This window comes from Kitasatospora sp. NPDC050463 (genome assembly GCF_040655255.1).
In the GTDB taxonomy this organism is placed as follows: domain Bacteria; phylum Actinomycetota; class Actinomycetes; order Streptomycetales; family Streptomycetaceae; genus Kitasatospora.
Genome location: NZ_JBFAJO010000014.1, coordinates 21,188 through 38,099, shown reverse-complemented (window position 1 = coordinate 38,099; position 16,912 = coordinate 21,188). Strand labels below are relative to the sequence as shown.

Sequence of the window (16,912 nt, the reverse complement as noted above, 5' to 3'; positions counted from 1 at the left end):
TCAGCCCCCACCCGCCCCGGACGGCGCGGCGGAGCCTGCCGACGCGGTGGGAGCGGTCGGCGCCGCGGTGCCCGAGGGTGCCCCCGACGGGGCGGCCGTCCCGGACGGCGTGGGTGCGCCGCCCGCCGCGCCGCGCGGCGCCAGCACCACCTGGATCCGCCCGCTCGCGACCCACGAGGCCAGCCGGGGGGCGTCGGCCGCGGCCACCGCCACGTCCACTACCTGGCTGCCGTCGGTGTCCACCCGGCCGACCGTGACGACGAGTGCGGACAGCGACTCCGGCCGGCCGCTGTCGGGCGTGTAGACCACGACGATCGACACGCCGGGCTGCAGCCGGGCCGCCGGCAGCTGGGTGCGCTTGGCCGACACGCCCACCACCAACTGGCCCGGTTGGACGGCCAGGTTCGGGGCGACGTCGGCGCTCAGCAGCAGCGCGCCGCGCCTGAGGTCGGTGGTGGCCCGCTGCCCGACCGCCTTCTTGCGGTCCTCGGCCGACAGCGGTTTCAGCGCCGGGTCGGTGGCGATCCGGGCCACCACCAGGTCGGCGTCGGTCACCACCTGTCCGAACGGCACGTCACGGGCCAGTGCCAGCACGGCGACCCGCTGGCCGGTGCTGTTGTAGAGCACCGCGCCGCCCAGCCCGCCGGCGGCTATCAGGGCCACCGCCATGGCCAGCACGGCCGGCCGTCGGCGTCGTGCCCGCAGGTTCCGCCCGGGGGCGTGCGGCGCGCCGCGCCCCTGCTCCGGCACCGCCACGGACACCGCCGCGGCCCCGGTCCCGGCCGCGCCGGACCCAGGCGTCGCAAATGTACGGTTCTCCACCGGGTTCCGGCCTTCCCACGTCGTTCGGACACGTTCTGCGCTCAGGTTGTGCGTTCTCGTTGATGCGTTGATGCGTTGATGCGTGCGCGTTGCCACGAGCGGGTTGACGCGCGTTCGCGGGTGCGCGGCGGGAGGGTGCTCCCGCCGCACGCCCGTCAGTTGAGGACCTGCACCTCGCCCACCCTGAGCTCCAGCGGAGTGAAGGTGAGCGGGACATTGATCGGATCGACCTTCTGGGTGCTGCCGGTGACGGTCACCACGCCCACCCAGTTGGCCTTGACGCTCCCCACGAAGGTGCCGTCGGGCTTGCCGGCCGAGCCGGTCGTGAACTCGTGGCCGCAGGTGGGCGACTTCGCGGAGCCGTACTTCGCCTCGTAGGGCGTGCCGGCCGCGGCACCCTCCCTGGCGCAGGTCTCCGGCCGGCCGTCCCCGAGGTCCCACACCACGGACTGCAGGTGCGGGGTGACGGTGATCGTGATGCCGCCGCCGCTCACCGACTTCGGCGCCGGCGCCTTGGCGTTCTCCAGCCAGAGCCAGACCGGCAGCCCGACCACGGCCGTGCCCTTGGGCGCGACGCCCGGCTCGGGGAACGGCAGGACGATGCTGTCCATGATCTTGCGGGCCTCCGCCACCGGGTTGAGCGGCGGCGGCCCGGCGGGAGCCTGGGCGAAGAACTTCGGCGCGGCCGTGCCGATGGAGCCGTCGGTGAAGCGGCAGGTCTCGGCGTAGACCGTGCCCTCCGAAGGCTGGTGACCGCCCCAGGCCGGCGAACCCGCCTCGGGCTGCGGGCTCAGCTCGCGGTAGTAGCAGCCGGTCGAGCTGCTGAACCAGCCGAGCTCCGGGTCGTGGCAGGGCCACTCCTGCCCGTTCCAACTGCACAGCTGCGGACCGCTGGAGCTCCCGCCACCGCCCGACCCGCCACCGCCCGGGGACGGCGTGCCGCCGGGCGTGGTGTGCTCCTCGCAGATGACGTTCACCTGGCAGTGCGTGACGCCCCCGCCGATCGGTGGTTCGTCCGCCATCGCGGGCGCGGCCGGGGATAACAGCAATCCCGCGACCAACAGCACGCGGATCACGAATCGCCGTACCGGTTTCAGCATGTTCGGTCCACCTCCCGCTTGAACTCGTGGATCAGCCAACGCGCTTGGAACTGTCGCAGGGAAACGGTCGCGATGTACCGGGTGAACCGCCGCGGTGGATCCTTTACGGCGCGGGTGGTGGCATCGGCCTGGTGCCAGTCGGTCACATCGAGGCAGTCCTCGATGACGGCGGTCTGCGGGTCCGCCTTCAGATCGACGGTCTTCACCACGGGTGAATTCCGCGGGCTGCCGATCATCACCAGTTTGGCGTCATGGAGCTGACGGAGATTTACGAGGGCGTCGCCCAGCGCCTTCCCGGAGGAGTAGGTCTCGAACGGGGAGCCGTCCGAATCGGTCCGGCCGAACTCCGTCACCTGGGTCTGCCACCAGTCCTGATAGGTGCTCAGCGCCAGGCGGCCGACGGCGCCCTCGGGTCCGTCGGTCGGCGCGATCCCGACGTTTGCGGAACCACCCGAAGGAGTTACCGGGTTCACTCCCGCACCAGTGGGCACTGCCGTCCCGAGACGATCGACGGAACCGGCGCCACCACTGCTCGCACAAGCGCTCAGAAGCATCGCCAAAACCAGCCCAGCGACCCCAACCGCCCCAGGGCGCAATACATTTCCGCGCCGCCGCATCGCCCCACCTCGTCGCGACCGACCCCATCCGTGGTCTGTGGTCGCCAGAAGAATTCCGCTGCCCCGCCGGTGTTGCCGCGAGAGCATCGATTCTTCGCCAACCCGCCCCTTCACGGCAACACCCCGGGCCACCTGACCTTACGCGGAAGGAGGATCCGTCGGGGCACTTTCGCGCCACAGGACGGCCAACAGTTCTTCGGAAAGCGACAATCCGGCCAATGCGCCCCGGACCGCGGCCCGATTGCGCATCAACAGGCGCCCGCCCTGCGGCGGTACGAGCAGGCGCGCGCCCGGCGCACCGGCCGGATCACCGCCGTCGAGCAGGCCGGCGACGGCCGGCTGGAGGTCGAGCGGGGCGACGGCGGCCGGCGCTCCGGGCAGCCCCTGACCGAGCACGGTGGTCAGGGCCCGGCTGAACGACCCCTCACCGCCCGGCAGTACGGCGTCCCGCCCGCGTCTGCCGGGGGTGTAGCGGCCGATCCGGCCCCAGAGCGGGACGCGCGGGTAGCTGAGCAGCTCGCCGGCGCCGTCCTCGCCGCCACCGCGTTCGAGCGCCGCCCAGGTGTCGCGGTCCACGACGGCGTCGACCAGCAGCAGCGCCTCCTCCTGGTCACCGTGGACCATCGCGCTGACCACCCAGTCCCAGGCGAGCCCGCGCCGGTACGCGTTGTCGGCGGTACTGCCGCCGGTGACCAGGGCCAGCCGCCGGCCGCGCGGGTCCGCCACCAGCTGGCCGACCAGGCAGACCAGCAGCCACCGGCCCGGCCGCCCGGCCGCCTCCCGCACCGCCGTGAGCATGGTGTTGGCGTCCGCGCCCGGCTCCACCACGGCGACCCGGCAGCCGCCCGAGCCGGCGTCGAAGCACATGCCGGGCAGGACGTCGGCGAGCAGCCGGGCGCCGTCCGCCGCGTGCGCCGAACCGCCGAAGCCGCGGTCCGGCCCGCCGTCCGCCCCGATCACCACAAGGTCGACCCCACTGACCACCCGCACCGCCCCCTCCTCGCCGGCCCCGGGATCCCGGAACCGCCCGCCGCGCCTGCGTACCGCCGCGCCCCTGCCCTGACCTGCCTTGCCCTGCCCTGCCCTGTGCTGCGCTGCCCTGCCTGCCCTGCCCTGCCGTGCCCCGTGACCTGCCCCGCACCCCGGCCGTCCCGGAGCCGGGCCGCGCGGACCCCCGGTACCGCCCGTGCCGGCGGCACGTTCCACCGCGCCGCCCGACAAGCTACCGCCCCGGGCCCCGCCGACGGGGCTCCCGGCCCGGCTGCTCCAGGACCATGGGCCCTATCGGCCGCGCACCGGCGGGGGGACGATCGGAGCCATGGATCGTGACGACCGGGCGGAGACCCTGTGCGAGGCCGAGTGCCTGCGGCTGCTCAGCACCGTGCCCGTCGGACGCGTGGTGTACACCGAGCACGCGCTGCCCGCCGTCCTGCCGGTCTCCTTCGACGTCACCGCGGACGGGCGCCTGCTGCTGGCGGTGCGCCGGAGCAGCAGCACCGCGCGCGGGCTGGACGGCACCGTCGTCGCCTTCCAGGCCGACCAGCTGGACCCGCTCACCCGGACCGGCTGGAGCGTCCTGGTCCACGGCCGGGCGGAGGTGGTGCGCGAGCCGGAACTGGTCCGCCGGGCGCTGCGCACCGGACTGCGCCCCTGGGTCGGCGATCCGGACCCGATGTTCGTCGCCGTGGTGCCGGAGCTGGTCGGCGGCCGCCGACTGCTGCCCGCCGGCCGCCGTGCAGCGCTCCTGACCGCCGCGGCCGGCGGACCACCCCCTGGCAGGTGACCGGCCGGTAGGCATACTCTCCCCCGAGTTCCCACCCCCGCCTGCCACCAGGAGCGCACCGTGACGACCTTCGCCTCCCTCGCCGACCTGACCGCCGCCGTCGGCACCGAGCTCGGCACCAGCCGGTGGCACACCGTCGATCAGGAGCGGATCGACCTGTTCGCCGAGGCCACCGGCGACCACCAGTGGATCCACGTGGACCCGGAGCGGGCGAAGGAGAGCCGGTTCGGCTCGACCATCGCGCACGGCTACCTCACGCTGTCGATGATCCCGGTGCTGGCCAAGGAGTGTTACAGCGTCGAGGGCGTCCGGATGGCGCTGAACTACGGCTCGGAGAAGGTGCGCTTCCCGGCTCCCGTGCCGGTCGGCACGGCGCTGCGGGCCACCGCCGAGCTGGTCTCCGCGACCGAGGTGCCCGGCGGGGTCCAGGCGGTGGTCCGGTTCACCATCACCAGCGCGGCGAGCGAGAAGCCGCACTGCGTCGCGGAGACGATCACCCGCTTCTACGCCTGAGCCCGGCGGGCCGCCCCGGGCACGGCACCCCGGGCCGCCGCCGGGCGTGCCCGCGTGTGCCCTGCCCGCCCCCGGCCGCCCGCAGGCCCGCCCTCGCCGCCTCCGGGCGTGGCCGCGCGCGCCGTTCACCCGGCCCGGTCGGCCCGACGTACGCCGAACGGCACGCGCCGGGCCGTCCACCGGGTCCGGACAGCCCAGTACGAGTAACCTCCGACGAGATGGTTGTCGTACCGCCTAGGTCTCGCCGCCGTGGGTACGCGCCCCGGCATGCCCGGTAGCCGTAGCCGTCCTTGGAGGTGCCGTGCCCCGCCCCGTCCCGTGGTTCTCCCGCATCGCCGGTCTGGCCTCGCAGTTCTCCACTCCCACCGCGACCGGAACGACCCCGGGCCTGGCCGGACTGCCCCGCGCGGCCTGGCACCGGGTCCGGACGGACGCCTTCGGCGCCGACCCCCGGGGCGAGCGGCTGGCGCGGATCCACCACTCGCCGCAGTTCGCCGACGGCGCCTTCCGCAACCCGCTGCCGACCCGCCGGCTGGTCTACGAGCGCAGCCCGCTGGAGATCACCCGCGCCCAGCTCGCCGCCGACAAGATCCGCCGGATGCCCACCGCCGCCGTGCCGCTGCACCGGCTGCTCCCGGTCGACCTGGCCCGGCCCGCCGCCTCCGGGCTGCGGCTGACCTGGCTCGGCCACGCCACCGTGCTGGCCGAGATCGGCGGCCGCCGGGTGCTCTTCGACCCGGTCTGGGGCGAGCGCTGCTCACCGTTCGGCTGGACCGGCCCCAAGCGGCTGCACCCGGTGCCGCTGCCGCTCGCCGAACTCGGCCCGGTGGACGTCGTGGTGGTCTCGCACGACCACTACGACCACCTGGAGATGGCCGCGGTCCGCGCGCTGACCGCCACCGGGGCGGTCTTCGCCGTCCCGCTCGGGGTCGGCGCGCACCTGGAGCACTGGGGCGTGCCCGCCGACCGGATCGTGGAGCTGGACTGGTGGGAGTCGGCCGAGGTCGCCGGCCTGACCCTGACCGCCACCCCGGCCCGGCACTACTGCAGCCGCGGTCCGCGCACCAGCTCGCTGTTCCTCTGGGCGTCCTGGGTGGTGTCCGGCGGCGGACACCGGCTCTTCCACAGCGGCGACACCGGCTACTTCCCCGGATTCGCCGAGATCGGCCGTCGACTCGGCCCCTTCGACGCGACGATGATGCAGGTCGGCGCGTACAGCGACTTCTGGCCCGAGGTGCACATGACGCCCGAGGAGGGCGTCCGGGCCCATCTCGACCTCGGTGGCGAGCTCCTGCTGCCGATCCACTGGTGCACCTTCAACCTGGCGCCGCACCCGTGGGAGGAGCCCGCCGAACGGGTGGTGGCCGCGGCCCAGGCGCTCGGCGCCCGGCTGGCGGTACCCCGCCCCGGCAAACCCTTCGAGCCGGTGGAGCCGCCCGCCCTGCGGCTCTGGTGGCGTGCCGTCGCGGCGCTGCCCCAGGGCGGCCGGGAGCTGCTCGTCCCGGACGGTCTGGCCGCCGCGGTCGGCGGCCCGGATCCGGCGGCCGGCGGTCCGGTCCGCCCCAAGGACGCCGCCGAGGACGACGGCGTCACCGTCTGAGCGGACACCGGCCGCGCGCCCGTCCCGCGGCGTCGGCCCCGGTGCGCGGCGGCCCCGGTGCGCGTCGGCGCCGTCAGCCCGCCGCCTCCTGCTTCGCCCGGCGACGGATCATCCGCCAGGCGCCCTGCTGCACCAGCAGCGTCAGCACCCCCGCCAGCACGATCCCCAGCAGGTTCAGCAGCAGCTGCACGCTGGAGCCCCGGAACTGGTCCAGGTCGCCGTAGCCGAGGGCGACCGCCGCGTTGGCGGCCGCCGGCACGGTGGTCACCGAGATCGCCACGCCGACCAGCATCCCGGCCTTGGCCGAGGTCAGCGAGAGCAGGCCGGCGACACCCGCGAGGAACGCCACCACGAAGGAGGTCGCGTCCGGCTGCCAGATGAACGAGGTGTTCGGCCGCACACCGTCGAACCTCACCCGGCTGAACAGCCCGAACTCGTCCATCAGCAGGGAGAACAGGACGGTCATCGCCATCGCGACCGCGAATCCGGCCACCAGGGCGGTCAGCGACCGCAGGGCGGGGCTGGCGCGCCGCTGGACCAGTGCGACGCAGAGCCCGGCCAGCGGCCCGAACTCCGGCCCGACGGCCATCGCGCCGACCACCAGGACCGCACTGTCCAGCACCGCGCCGCAGGCCGCCAGCATGGTCGCGACGGTGAGGAAGGCGAGGTAGACGGCGGTGAGGGTGGACTCCTCGTGGGTGATCTCGGAGACCGCCTCCCAGACCAGCGCGTCGGCCCCCTCCCCCGGCGCGAGCCGCTCGGCCTCGTCGGCGGCGGCCGAGAGGGTCAGCGCGACCTCCTCGGCGCTGATCGCCCCGCGTTCGGTCAGCCCGGTCGCCCGCAGCGTGGCCAGCACCTCGTCGGCCGACTCCCGGGCCACGTCGCAGAGCACCACGTCCCCGGCGGGCCGGACGGCGGCATCCGGCAGCAGCACCACATGGGTCACGCCGACGGAGTCGTCCAGACCGCCGAGGACGGCGTCACGCAGGTCGGGGGGGACGATCAGGCGCAGATGCAGCACGGGTGCTCCGGGCGGGGGTTCGACGGCGACGGGGACGGGCTCACCCTAGGCCCTGCCGCCCCGGTCACTGCGGCCCGCGCCCGGCCGAACCCCCGCCGCCACCGACCCCGGGCCCGCGCCGCCACCGACCCCGACCGCTCGGCCGACCCCGCGGCCGGCCTCACCCGGCCAGGACGTCGCGCAGGGCCCGCGCCTCCTTCACCAGCCGGCTCGCGCCCGGCCCGGCCGCCGCCTCCCCCACCTCGGCGATCGGGCCCCGGGCCGCGCTGCGGCGGGCGCAGTCCGCCGCCACCGCGACCAGATCCGCGGTGCCGCGGACCGGCGCGCCCGGCAGCACGGCCGGCAGCGCGGGCGCCAGCACCGACCAGACCGTGCCGTACGCGCCGGTGGCGGCGGCGACGGCCAGCGCCTGGGCGAGCCGGCTCGGCTTCACCGTGCCCTCGGTGACCAGCACACCCAGCTCGCGGCCGAGCAGCGCGCCGTCGAGGTCGCCGCGGGCGGCGAGGACGAGCAGGGCGTCCACGGCGGCCGTGCGGTCCTCGGGGAAGCGGGCGCCCAGCCCGTACGCCAGCGCCAGGTGCAGCGCCGGTCCGGCCGGGCCGCCGGCCTCGGCGAGGACGGGCACCAGCCCGGCCGCGCCGCGCCGCTCGCGGTCGGCGGAGTCGGCGAACCAGTCCAGCCAGCGGGCGGCCAGCTCCTCCCGGTGGTGCGGCAGGACCGCGGCCCAGTGCGCGGTCGGCTGCCAGAGCCACTCGTTCTGCTGCCGGGCCCGCGCCACGCTGGGCTCGGTGCCCTCCAGCAGGGCCCGGAAGTCGGCGCCCAGCCGCTCGCCCGCCGGGCCCCGCGGACCACCGCCGAGGCCGGGCTGGGCGACGCAGATCCGCTTCAGGTCCTCCCACCAGTGCTCCTGGTGGAGGGCGCGGCTCCCGGTACCCCGGCCTGGCGCGAAGCGCACCCGATCGGAGGGCTGGCCGGGCAGGCCGCCCTCGCGCAGCCAGCGGGCCGTCCAGCGCCCGGCCGGCGAGGTCAGCCGGTCGGCGGCGGCCAGGACGGCCTGGTCGGTGGTCACCGTGAGCCGCAGCAGGGCCGCGTGCAGATCGGCCTCCCCCGGCTCGACGCCCGCCGCCTGATAGCCGGCCAGCCGGTCGACGAGCGTGGCCGCCGCGAGCGCGCCGGTGGCATCGGTGGGGGTGGCGAGCAGCAGCGGCGGCCGGTCGGCCGTGACCCGCTCGGCCGCCTCGGTCAGCCGGGCGGCGAACACGTTGCCGTACCGCGTGTTGTGCTGGCCGCGCAGCGGGGACCGGCCCTTGGCCCGGAAGACGGTGCCCCGCTGGTGCGGGTCGACCTGGCCGGCGACGGCGGCCGCGACGTAGAGGATGTCCCTCGGACCGCAGTCGTGCCATCGGCCGACGCCGTTCCAGGGGTGCACCCGCAGCACCGGCGCCAGTGCCTCGGCGAGTGCCGCGCGGTCGAGACGGGCGTGCCGGACGAGGCCGTCCAGGGTGCGCTCGAAGACCGCGACCCCGGGCCGGTCGGCGGCCAGCAGCGCGGACAGCTCCTCGGCGACCTCGGCCGGCGTGGCGATCGGCTCCGCCAGGGGCGCCGGCGCCGGGGCCGGCGGGAGCAGCTCGCTCCACCCGGTATCCGGGTCGTCGCCCCCGACCGGCGCCCCCAACAGCTCGCCCGCGCGGGCGTGGTGGGCCGGGTTCAGCCCCTCGGCGGCGGACCGCAGCTCGGGCAGGACGGCCTCGCCGGCCGCCTTGAGGTGACGGGCCACCACGGCGAGGGCTCGCTCCTGGAGCGCGGTGTCGGGGTGGCCGAAGGCCTCGGCGGCCGCCAGCACCACCGGTCCGGCGCGCTCGGGCGAGCGCCGCGCCGCCTTGTCCAGCCAGCCCAGCTGGGCCTTCACCAGCTTCTTCTCGGTCCGGAACAGCACCACCGCCGAGGCCTGCGCCAGCACCTCGGGCTCGACCAGCGCGGCGGCGTCCAGCTCGGCGAGCACCTGCTGGGCGTGGCCCGCGACCACCGAGAGCCCGTCCAGCAGCGCGACCAGGCTCCGGACCTGCTTCGCGTACGCGTCCGGGGTGGGCGCCAGCGCCACCAGGACGGCGAGGAACGCCCGCTGGTCGCCGGGCTTGCCACCGCGCACCAGCCGGGCCAGGCAGCGGTCGATCAGGTCGGCGCCGTCCAGCACACCGCACTGCGCCAGCCCGGCCAGCGCGGCGGGCCAGGAGTCCCCGGGCCGGTCGGTGCGCCGCTGCTCGAACCGCCAACCGACGTCGGCGAGCTCGAACACCCGGGGCAGCAGCACCGGGGTGAAGGCGTCCTCGCGCAGGCTTTCCAGCAGCGTCCTGGCCCAGCCGTGGCGGCCGTCCCCCGCCGCGAGCTGGTCCAGCCACTCGGTGGTGAAGGCATCGGTGGCCGGCACCGGGCAGCCCGTCCGCCGGACCACCCGCTCGATCAGCGGGTAGAGCTCCCAGCCCCAGCCCGAGCCGCGGCGCTCCGCCAGCCGGGTGACCACCTCGATCTGCCACTCGACCGGCTGGGCCGCGACCACCTCGCCGAGCGCGGGGTGGCGGGCCCAGGAGCGGCCGGTGAAGTCCCGTCCGCCGATCCAGGTGGCGGCGCCGGCCGGCCCGGCGTGGCAGCCGGCCCCGGCCACCAGCAGTGCCCCGAGCCGGGCGTTCGCCGCCTTCGACCACTCGCCCCGGGTCTGCTTGCGCAGCTCCTTGAGCGCCGGCAGGCAGGCCCGGCGCTCGGCCGGACCGAGCGCCGCGACCAGCGCCGGCACCTGCGGTGTCCGTCCCTCGCGCACCGCCTCCAGCAGGTCCTCGACGCCGCTCACGCGCCCGCCCCCGGTCCGCCCAGGGCCCGCTCCCGGACGACGGCGACCGCCAGCGCGTGTTTGCACGGCCCCCGCCCGCCCCGGTACTTGGCCCACCAGAGGCAGGTGCAGCTGACCCGGCCCGCCTCGTCGGTGCGCACCCGCTGGAAGTGGTCGTCCACCGTGACCTCGGCGAGGGCACCGCCCGCCGCCAGCCGTACCGCACCCGCCGCGACCAGCGCGTGCGCGGCCCGCAGCCGCGGGTTCCGCGCCTCGGCGCGGTCGGCGTCGTACGGCAGCTGACGGTGGAAGTACGCGGCCTCGGCGGTGTCGTAGCCGATCTGCCCGGCGGTGCCGAGCCTGGTGAGCGCGGCCCGGACGCGGGCCGGGGTGAGCCCGGACTGCTCGGCCAGCTCGGCGACGTCGATCCGCGGCTCCCAGGCCAGCAGCACCGCGACCAGTTCGGCGTCCTGCTCGGCGGTGCCGGTGGCCAGTGCGCCGAGGACCCCGCCCTCACCCGAGAAGCCCCGCGAGGCGTCGGGCGACAGGGTGAGCGTCAGGCGCATGCCGGGCAGCACCACCTCCCAGGCCGAGGCCGCCGGGCCGTCGCCCGCCACCGGGCCGTACACCCGCAGGGCCAGCGCGTGCCGCAGCACCCGCTGGAGCGCCGCCAGCCGCTCCGGGCCGGGCAGGCAGACCGCGCCGGGGACGGGGCGAGTGGTCGGGCGCAGCGTCCGGCCGGCCGGCACGACCCACCCGGCGGCGGCCCGGGCCCGGCCGCCGCCGCGCGGCAGCGAGCGCAGGAAGCGGACCGCCTCGGCGGCGGGGAGTTCGGCGCGCAGGTCGAAGGAGGCGGCCGTCACCTGGGTCTCGGCGAAGCCGCGCACCCACCGCTCGGGCAGCGGGACCTTCTTCTCGACGACCGGCCCGTCGAAGAGGGTGACCTCCAGTGCGTCGGGCCCGACGGCCAGGTGCAGCGGCTCGGCCGGGCCGATCCGGGTGAGCGCCTCCCGCAGCGGGTTGTTGACGTCGACGTTGGTGGTGCCGTGGCCGATGTCGTCGCCGTCGAGCCCGTCCCGGAGCACGTCGAGCCGGGCGTAGACGCCGCAGCAGCCGGAGAAGGACTCGAAGCGCAGCCGGTCCCCGTTGGCGGTGACCACCGGGTCGAGCGAGGCGCGCAGCTGCGGCTGGTGGTAGCGGGCGGCGGCGACGTCGGCGACCGCGAGCAGCGCGGCGGCGGCCGGGGCCGGGTCGGTCAGGAAGCCCGCGAAGAAGCGCGGGTTGGCCACCGCCCCGAGCGGCGTGGTGCCGCCGGAGGTCTCCAGGGCGAGATGCGGGCCGTCGGTGCCGTCGAGAACGGCGGACGGGCGCAGATAGGCGTACGCGTGTGCGGCTTGCGTCATGCGGAGCACGCTAGGAGGGGCTACTGACAATCCGTCGGCCGCCGGGCCCGCCGAAGCCGGTACTGGAACAGGTTCTACCGCACACCCTCCCCGGTCGGGTTACCCAGGTCACACCGCCGGACGGCGGCTTCTGCCACTATGTCCCTGTGACAGACCTGACCGAGAAGGAGAGACGGGCCGTCGACACCGCCGGCTCGTTCGCCGAGCTGCTGCGGATCGAGCGGCTGGACGAGAACACGTTCCGGGGCCGCTGCCACGCCGGGGCCCCGATGCGCGCCTTCGGCGGCCAGGTGGCCGCGCAGGCACTGACGGCCGCCGGGCACACCGTCGACGACGGCCGCGACGTGCACTCCCTGCACAGCTACTTCCTGCTCCCCGGCGACCCGGCCCGCCCGATCCGCTACGAGGTCGACCGGGTCCGCCAGGGCATGTCCTACGCCACCCGCCGGGTGACCGCCGTCCAGGGCAGCGAGGCGATCTTCACGCTCTCCGCCTCCTTCAAGCGGCCCGAGCCCGCCGCCGACCGCCACCGGGAGATGCCGCCCCTGCCCGGCCCCGAGGAGCTGCCGGACGCGCTGGCCGGCTGGGACGCGGCGGCCCGCGCCGAGCTGACCCGCACGGGCGGCTTCGGCTCGCTGGACCTGCGGTTCGTCCCCGCGGACGCACCCGGGGTGCCGCCGGCCGTCCCGGGCATGCCGCAGCAGTTCGTCTGGCTGCGCACCGCCTCCCCGCTGCCCGCCGGGGACCGGCTGCTGCACGTCTGCGCGCTCACCTACCTCTCGGACCTCACACTGGCCTCGACGGCCGGGCTGCACGTCCAGCCGAACTTCTTCCAGCGCACCGAGCCGCCCCGGCTGATCATGGCCTCGCTGGACCACGCGATGTGGTTCCACCGCCCGTTCCGGGCCGACGAGTGGCTGCTGTTCGCCCAGCGCAGCCCCTCCTCCTCGGACGGCCGGGGGTTGTCGCTCGGCGAGTTCTACGACCGCGGCGGCCGGCTGGTCGCGTCCGCCGTCCAGGAGGCCCTGATCCGCGACCGGTCGCCCCGGCCGCACTGACCGGCTCCGGGCCCCGCGCGCGTTCGCCCGGGGGCGCCGGCCGGTGGACGCCGGGCGAAGGCGGGGCGACCGGTCGGCGTCATACTCCTGAGCGGTCCCGAGCCGTATCATGGTGCGGGTGACCAAGGTTGACCTGTCACCACGACCGGTGGAGGCGATGTCTCCACGTCAGCTCGAACGCCGCGAGTCCCTGATCGCGGCCGCGCTCGCCCTGGTGAACGAGATCGGTGTCGAGCGGCTGCAGATGAAGCAGGTCTGCGAGCGGTCCGGAGTCGCCCTGGGGACGGCGTACCGCTACTTCTCCTCCAAGGACCACCTGTTGGCCGCGGCCATCGCCGAGTGGCACCGGCTGTTGCTGGCCGACCTGGTGGCGGAGCTACGGGGGCCGCGGGCCGGGCTGGGGGCCACCGACCGGGTGGTGCGTTTCGTGCGCGGAGGCATGCGCGCCTACCAGCGCCAGCCCGAACTGGCCCGGCTCCGGGTGGCCGTCGCCGCCTCCACCGACCCATTCGCCAGCGAGGCGCTGCAGGGCATGGCCCGGGCCGACAGCACCGCGCTCCAGGCGGTGATGGCCGAGGTGCCGGCCGCCGCCAGCGATCTGGTGCGGCACATCGTCGGCCACGCCTGGCAGGGCGAGCTGACCGCGTGGGTGACCGGGCGCACCACGCTCGGCGACGCCCGGCGGCGGCTGGAGGACGTGGTGCGGCTGGTGCTGACCCCGTACGAGACGCCGTACCCGGCCCCGTACGAGGTCCGGCCCACCGTCTGAGGCACCTCGGGCCCCGCCGTCGCCGGGCGTCGCCGAGCGTGGTGCGCCCGGTCACCCGCACGGTCGCGCACGGCCGTCCCGGGCCGGGTGGCGCCGTGGCGGTCGGGCGTGCGCGCCCGCGCCGACCGGTTGCCACGGCCACTGGACACCACCCGCCCGGGTGAGCCGGGCCGGAACGGCTCCGCCCGACCGGCCGCCCCACCCCCGTCCGGGGTGGGGCGGGCCCCGGACCCACGGGCCCTGTCGGCACGAACCGACGCCCAGCCCCCATCCGGACTTCACCCGCGCGTAGCGCTCGTTCACGCCGCACTGGAACGCTCTCTGACATGAACGCCAACCCTCCGGCGACCCTCCAGGAACCGCGCTTCCCGCTCCCCCAGCGCCACCGCCGCTTCCTGGCCTGTGCCGCCGTCCTCGCCTCCGTCGCCCTCGGCGCCCTGGGCGTGGGAGCCACCGTCGAAACCGTCCAGCACGGCCCCCTCACGACGGCCACCGCCAGACGGTGACGTGACCGGCGCCACACCGACCGGCTGAACGTCGCCCTGTCGATGACCTCGACTTCGCGGGCCCGCCCCGAGGCGCACACCGCCTCCGGCCGTCAGGCCCGCTGCTCCGCCCGGGGACCGGCCGGCCCGGGGACGGCCACCGGACCCTCCCGGCGGGAGTGCCGGCCCGTCCCGGGGGCCGGGCGCAGGTTGGGAGCGGGCGCGTAGCGGGCGGCGGGGGCGCGGAGCAGCCAGCCCGGCGGGCGGGTGCCACGGGGGGTGGGGGCGATCAGGCCCATCCGGTGCAGCAGGTCGAGGGCCTCGCGGCGCAGCGCGGTGCGGTCGGCGAGGTAGTCGCGCCGCCAGCCGGCCGGGAGACCGTACTCGTCCGCGATGTCCCCGAGGACGCCGTCGATCAGCGCGTCCGGGATCGGGACGTCCGCGCCGGTGACCTCGCCCGGCAGCGGGCGGACCTCCTCGACCAGGCGCTCGACCAGCAGCAGGGCGGCCTGGGCGAGGGTGCCCGTCCCGGGCAGGGCGAGGTCGGTGAGCTCGTCGGCGGGGTCGAGCAGGGCGACACCCTCCGCCCGCAGTTCGACCTCCAGGCCGAGGAACTCGGCGAGCGCGGCCGGGCCGGTCCGGCGGTGGAGGTCGAGCCAGTCGCGCTGCTCCCGGGGCAGGTCGACGGCGAGCACGGCCGGGGTCTCGGCGAGGCGGCGGCGGACGGCGGTGCCGGGCTCGGCCTCGGCGGCGCGGTGGATCAGGTCGGCTGCGTCACCGGCCAGGCCGGGCGGCCCGGCGGGGACGGCGCGGGCGAGGTCCCGGTCCACCGTCAGGACGACGCCCTCCTCGGTCCGGTCGGCGGGTATCCCGCCGAGCACCTGCCAGTCGGCCAGCGCGGCGAGGGCCATGGCGAGGTCGGCGGGCGCGGCGGCCGGACCGGGGGTGGCGTCCCGCATCGCCGCCAGCAGGCGGCCGAGCGGGAGGTGCTCGGGGGCGTCCACCAGCAGGGCCAGCGCGAGGGCGAGCTGGGTGTACCCGCCGGGGGTGAACGGGGCGCCGGTGCCGGGGTGTTCGAGGCGGCGGGCGGCGCCGGGGCCCAGCCCGGCCTTGCAGAGGCGGGCGTGCCAGGGGCCGACCACCAGCCGGTAGCCCAGCAGGGTGTCGAACTGGCCGGTCAGCCAGTCGCGGTGACGCCGGATCAGCGGGAACCCGTCGGCGTGCGGCCCGGAGGCCGTGACCAGCGGGTGGGCGAGCAGCAGGCGGGCGGCGATCCGGCGCTCGGCGGCGGCGGAACGATCCTGCGGACCGGCGGCCGAGCGGTCCGGCTCGGGCTTGCGGTGCTTTCCGGGCAGGCCCGGCTTGGCACCTGAGAGGACGACGGGCAGCGACCCCTCGCTCTGCCGGGCCCGCCGCTGGCGGCGCGCCGGCCGCGGCTCGCGCACGCGCAGCGCGGCTGGGGCGTGCGCGGTGGGGCCGTGCCACCAGCTGACCACGGTGTCACCCGCCGCGGCCTCCGGGCCGGCCGGCGGCTCGGCGGGGACGCCGAAGTGGCGGGCCGGGTAGAGGCCGAACGAGGCGACACAGAGGTCGTCGGCGGTGACGGGATCGGCCTCGGCGAACCAGTGGGCGAGCCGGAGCAGCCCCGGGTCGGGCGAGAGTGCGACGGCGGCCGCGGCGGACTCCTGGGGAACGTCAGGACCGGCTTCGCGTACGGCGACGACGGCGACGGTGGTGCCCTGCCCCGCCCCGCCCGTGTGCCCGTCCGACGTGCCGCCGGCCACCCGCGTGGTGCCGGCCGCGTCCTCCTGCTGCTCCATGTCGTGGACCAGACTAGACGGTGGGCGCGGCCCCCGGTGGCAGCAACCGGACCTCACGGCGAATTGGCCGGCGCTCCCCCCGCCCCGGCGCACCCCGGCACCGGCCGGCGGCCGCCGCCGGTCGGCCGCCCCCGGGGCTACGCGCGGGTAACCAGCCCTTTCGCCCGACGGTCCCGGTCGCCTAGGGTGCGGACGAACGCCCCCACCCCCCGGAGGAAACCGCCGCATGAGCGTCCGTACGACCACCCGTGCCGTTCTCCGCGGGCGCCTGCGCACCGCCACCGGGCTGCTCACCGGCTTCGCCGCCACCTCGGCGGCCCACCTGGGCGCGATCCTCACCGACACGCCCGTCCTGCGGCACGCCACCAAGCCGGCCCTGATGCCGCTGCTGGCCGCGCACAGCGTCACGGCCGCCACCGCAGCCGGCCGGGAGGCACCGAAGCTGCTGGCGCCCGCGCTGCTGCTCAGCGGCGGCGGGGACGTCCTGCTCCAGCTCGGCGACGACACCGCGTTCCTGGCCGGCATGGGCTCCTTCGCGGCGGCGCACGTCTGCTACGTGACGATGTTCGTCCGGCAGGGGGCGCTGACGGACCGACGGCGGGCGCTGGTGGTGGCGGCCGCGTACGCGACGGCCTGGGCGGTGATGGTGAGCCGGCTCTGGCCGGACCTCGGGAACCTCCAGGCCCCGGTCGCCGGGTACAGCCTGCTGCTCGCCTCGACCGCGGTCACCTCGGCCGGCCTGGGGTGGCGGACCGGCCTGGGCGGGGCACTCTTCCTGCTCTCCGACACCCTGATCGCCACCAAGCTGGCGAAGTGGCGGGAGCTGCCGGGGCATCAGTTCTGGATCATGGCGACGTACATCCTGGCCCAGTACCTGCTGGCCAGCGGCCTCCTGCGCGCCGCGGAGACTCCCCAGGAGGGCCGGGTGGGCCTGGCGTCCGAGGCGTCCCAGGTGTCCACGGGCCCGGGGGGCTCGGTGACCGGGGCCGTGACGGTCTGAGACCTGCCGGTGTAGAGCAGATAGCGCGGCTCCCAGATCGGCCGGTACTTGGCGTTGGCCCGGTACAGCGATTCGATCTGCCACCAGCGCGAGAAGA

The 16,912-nt window shown here is 76.3% G+C and carries 15 protein-coding genes and 1 pseudogene; 7 read left to right on the top strand and 9 right to left on the bottom strand.

Annotated elements, in window-relative coordinates; genetic code table 11:
* The 4 genes from AB0J08_RS11550 to AB0J08_RS11535 all read right to left on the bottom strand — a co-directional run bounded on the left by AB0J08_RS11550 (position 1) and on the right by AB0J08_RS11535 (position 3,529).
* Positions 1-750, bottom strand: coding sequence for an SAF domain-containing protein (locus tag AB0J08_RS11550; RefSeq protein WP_360630734.1), 750 nt, complete (start codon positions 748-750; stop codon positions 1-3).
* Between the two features lie 227 nt (positions 751-977).
* Positions 978-1,922 carry a hypothetical protein gene (locus AB0J08_RS11545; RefSeq protein ID WP_360630731.1) on the bottom strand — a complete coding sequence of 315 codons (945 nt, stop codon included), beginning with the start codon at positions 1,920-1,922 and terminating at the stop codon, positions 978-980.
* Positions 1,916-2,413 carry a hypothetical protein gene (locus tag AB0J08_RS11540; protein ID WP_360630728.1) on the bottom strand — a complete coding sequence of 166 codons (498 nt, stop codon included), beginning with the start codon at positions 2,411-2,413 and terminating at the stop codon, positions 1,916-1,918. The genes AB0J08_RS11545 and AB0J08_RS11540 overlap by 7 nt, the downstream gene beginning before the upstream one ends.
* A 264-nt stretch (positions 2,414-2,677) precedes the next feature.
* Positions 2,678-3,529, bottom strand: coding sequence for a hypothetical protein (locus AB0J08_RS11535; RefSeq protein WP_360630726.1), 852 nt, complete (start codon positions 3,527-3,529; stop codon positions 2,678-2,680).
* Positions 3,530-3,857: 328 nt separating this feature from the next.
* Here AB0J08_RS11535 and AB0J08_RS11530 point away from each other — a divergent pair, with 328 nt between their 5' ends.
* From AB0J08_RS11530 to AB0J08_RS11520, 3 genes are all read left to right on the top strand, one after another.
* Positions 3,858-4,322 (top strand): pyridoxamine 5'-phosphate oxidase family protein, encoded by a 465-nt coding sequence (locus AB0J08_RS11530; RefSeq protein ID WP_360630723.1) that lies wholly within the window; start codon positions 3,858-3,860, stop codon positions 4,320-4,322.
* Between the two features lie 60 nt (positions 4,323-4,382).
* Complete coding sequence (locus AB0J08_RS11525) at positions 4,383-4,835, top strand: MaoC family dehydratase (RefSeq protein ID WP_360630720.1); 453 nt, start codon at positions 4,383-4,385, stop codon at positions 4,833-4,835.
* A 388-nt stretch (positions 4,836-5,223) separates the two neighbouring features.
* A complete protein-coding gene (locus AB0J08_RS11520; protein WP_360630988.1) occupies positions 5,224-6,435 on the top strand; it encodes an MBL fold metallo-hydrolase in 1,212 nt (403 codons plus the stop codon).
* Positions 6,436-6,508: 73 nt separating this feature from the next.
* On the opposite strand, the gene AB0J08_RS11515 is transcribed toward AB0J08_RS11520, so the two are convergent.
* The 3 genes from AB0J08_RS11515 to AB0J08_RS11505 form a co-directional block, all read right to left on the bottom strand.
* Positions 6,509-7,456, bottom strand: a complete 948-nt coding sequence (locus AB0J08_RS11515) for a DUF389 domain-containing protein (protein WP_360630717.1) — start codon at positions 7,454-7,456, stop codon at positions 6,509-6,511.
* Positions 7,457-7,616: 160 nt separating this feature from the next.
* A complete protein-coding gene (locus AB0J08_RS11510; protein ID WP_360630714.1) occupies positions 7,617-10,301 on the bottom strand; it encodes a DUF6493 family protein in 2,685 nt (894 codons plus the stop codon).
* On the bottom strand, positions 10,298-11,683 hold the full coding sequence (locus AB0J08_RS11505) for an SWIM zinc finger family protein (RefSeq protein ID WP_360630711.1): 1,386 nt from the start codon (positions 11,681-11,683) through the stop codon (positions 10,298-10,300). The genes AB0J08_RS11510 and AB0J08_RS11505 overlap by 4 nt, the downstream gene beginning before the upstream one ends.
* Positions 11,684-11,829: 146 nt before the next feature.
* On the opposite strand from AB0J08_RS11505, the gene AB0J08_RS11500 reads away from it, so the two are divergent.
* The 3 genes from AB0J08_RS11500 (at position 11,830) to AB0J08_RS11490 (ending at position 14,016) form a co-directional block, all read left to right on the top strand.
* Positions 11,830-12,741, top strand: coding sequence for an acyl-CoA thioesterase domain-containing protein (locus tag AB0J08_RS11500; protein WP_360630708.1), 912 nt, complete (start codon positions 11,830-11,832; stop codon positions 12,739-12,741).
* 118 nt (positions 12,742-12,859) lie between these two features.
* Positions 12,860-13,510 (top strand): TetR/AcrR family transcriptional regulator, encoded by a 651-nt coding sequence (locus tag AB0J08_RS11495; protein WP_360630705.1) that lies wholly within the window; start codon positions 12,860-12,862, stop codon positions 13,508-13,510.
* Positions 13,511-13,836: 326 nt separating this feature from the next.
* On the top strand, positions 13,837-14,016 hold the full coding sequence (locus AB0J08_RS11490) for a hypothetical protein (protein ID WP_360630702.1): 180 nt from the start codon (positions 13,837-13,839) through the stop codon (positions 14,014-14,016).
* A gap of 92 nt (positions 14,017-14,108) precedes the next feature.
* Here the strand turns inward: AB0J08_RS11490 and AB0J08_RS11485 are convergent, their stop codons facing one another.
* On the bottom strand, positions 14,109-15,815 hold the full coding sequence (locus tag AB0J08_RS11485; RefSeq protein ID WP_360630699.1) for a DUF2398 family protein: 1,707 nt from the start codon (positions 15,813-15,815) through the stop codon (positions 14,109-14,111).
* 226 nt (positions 15,816-16,041) lie between these two features.
* Between AB0J08_RS11485 and AB0J08_RS11480 the strand changes: the two genes are divergently transcribed.
* Positions 16,042-16,815, top strand: a complete 774-nt coding sequence (locus AB0J08_RS11480; RefSeq protein WP_360630696.1) for a lysoplasmalogenase — start codon at positions 16,042-16,044, stop codon at positions 16,813-16,815.
* A 23-nt stretch (positions 16,816-16,838) separates the two neighbouring features.
* On the opposite strand, the pseudogene AB0J08_RS11475 reads toward AB0J08_RS11480, so the two are convergent.
* A pseudogene (locus AB0J08_RS11475) lies at positions 16,839-16,912 on the bottom strand (phosphatidylglycerol lysyltransferase domain-containing protein); the annotation flags it as partial.

Excerpts from the sequence above, each read along its gene's own strand:
- AB0J08_RS11545 (WP_360630731.1), bottom strand. The coding sequence starts at position 1,922 with ATGCTGAAACCGGTACGGCGATTCGTGATCCGCGTGCTGTTGGTCGCG.
- AB0J08_RS11530 (WP_360630723.1), top strand. The coding sequence starts at position 3,858 with ATGGATCGTGACGACCGGGCGGAGACCCTGTGCGAGGCCGAGTGCCTG.
- AB0J08_RS11505 (WP_360630711.1), bottom strand. The coding sequence starts at position 11,683 with ATGACGCAAGCCGCACACGCGTACGCCTATCTGCGCCCGTCCGCCGTT.
- AB0J08_RS11490 (WP_360630702.1), top strand. The coding sequence starts at position 13,837 with ATGAACGCCAACCCTCCGGCGACCCTCCAGGAACCGCGCTTCCCGCTC.
- AB0J08_RS11485 (WP_360630699.1), bottom strand. The coding sequence starts at position 15,815 with ATGGAGCAGCAGGAGGACGCGGCCGGCACCACGCGGGTGGCCGGCGGC.
- AB0J08_RS11480 (WP_360630696.1), top strand. The coding sequence starts at position 16,042 with ATGAGCGTCCGTACGACCACCCGTGCCGTTCTCCGCGGGCGCCTGCGC.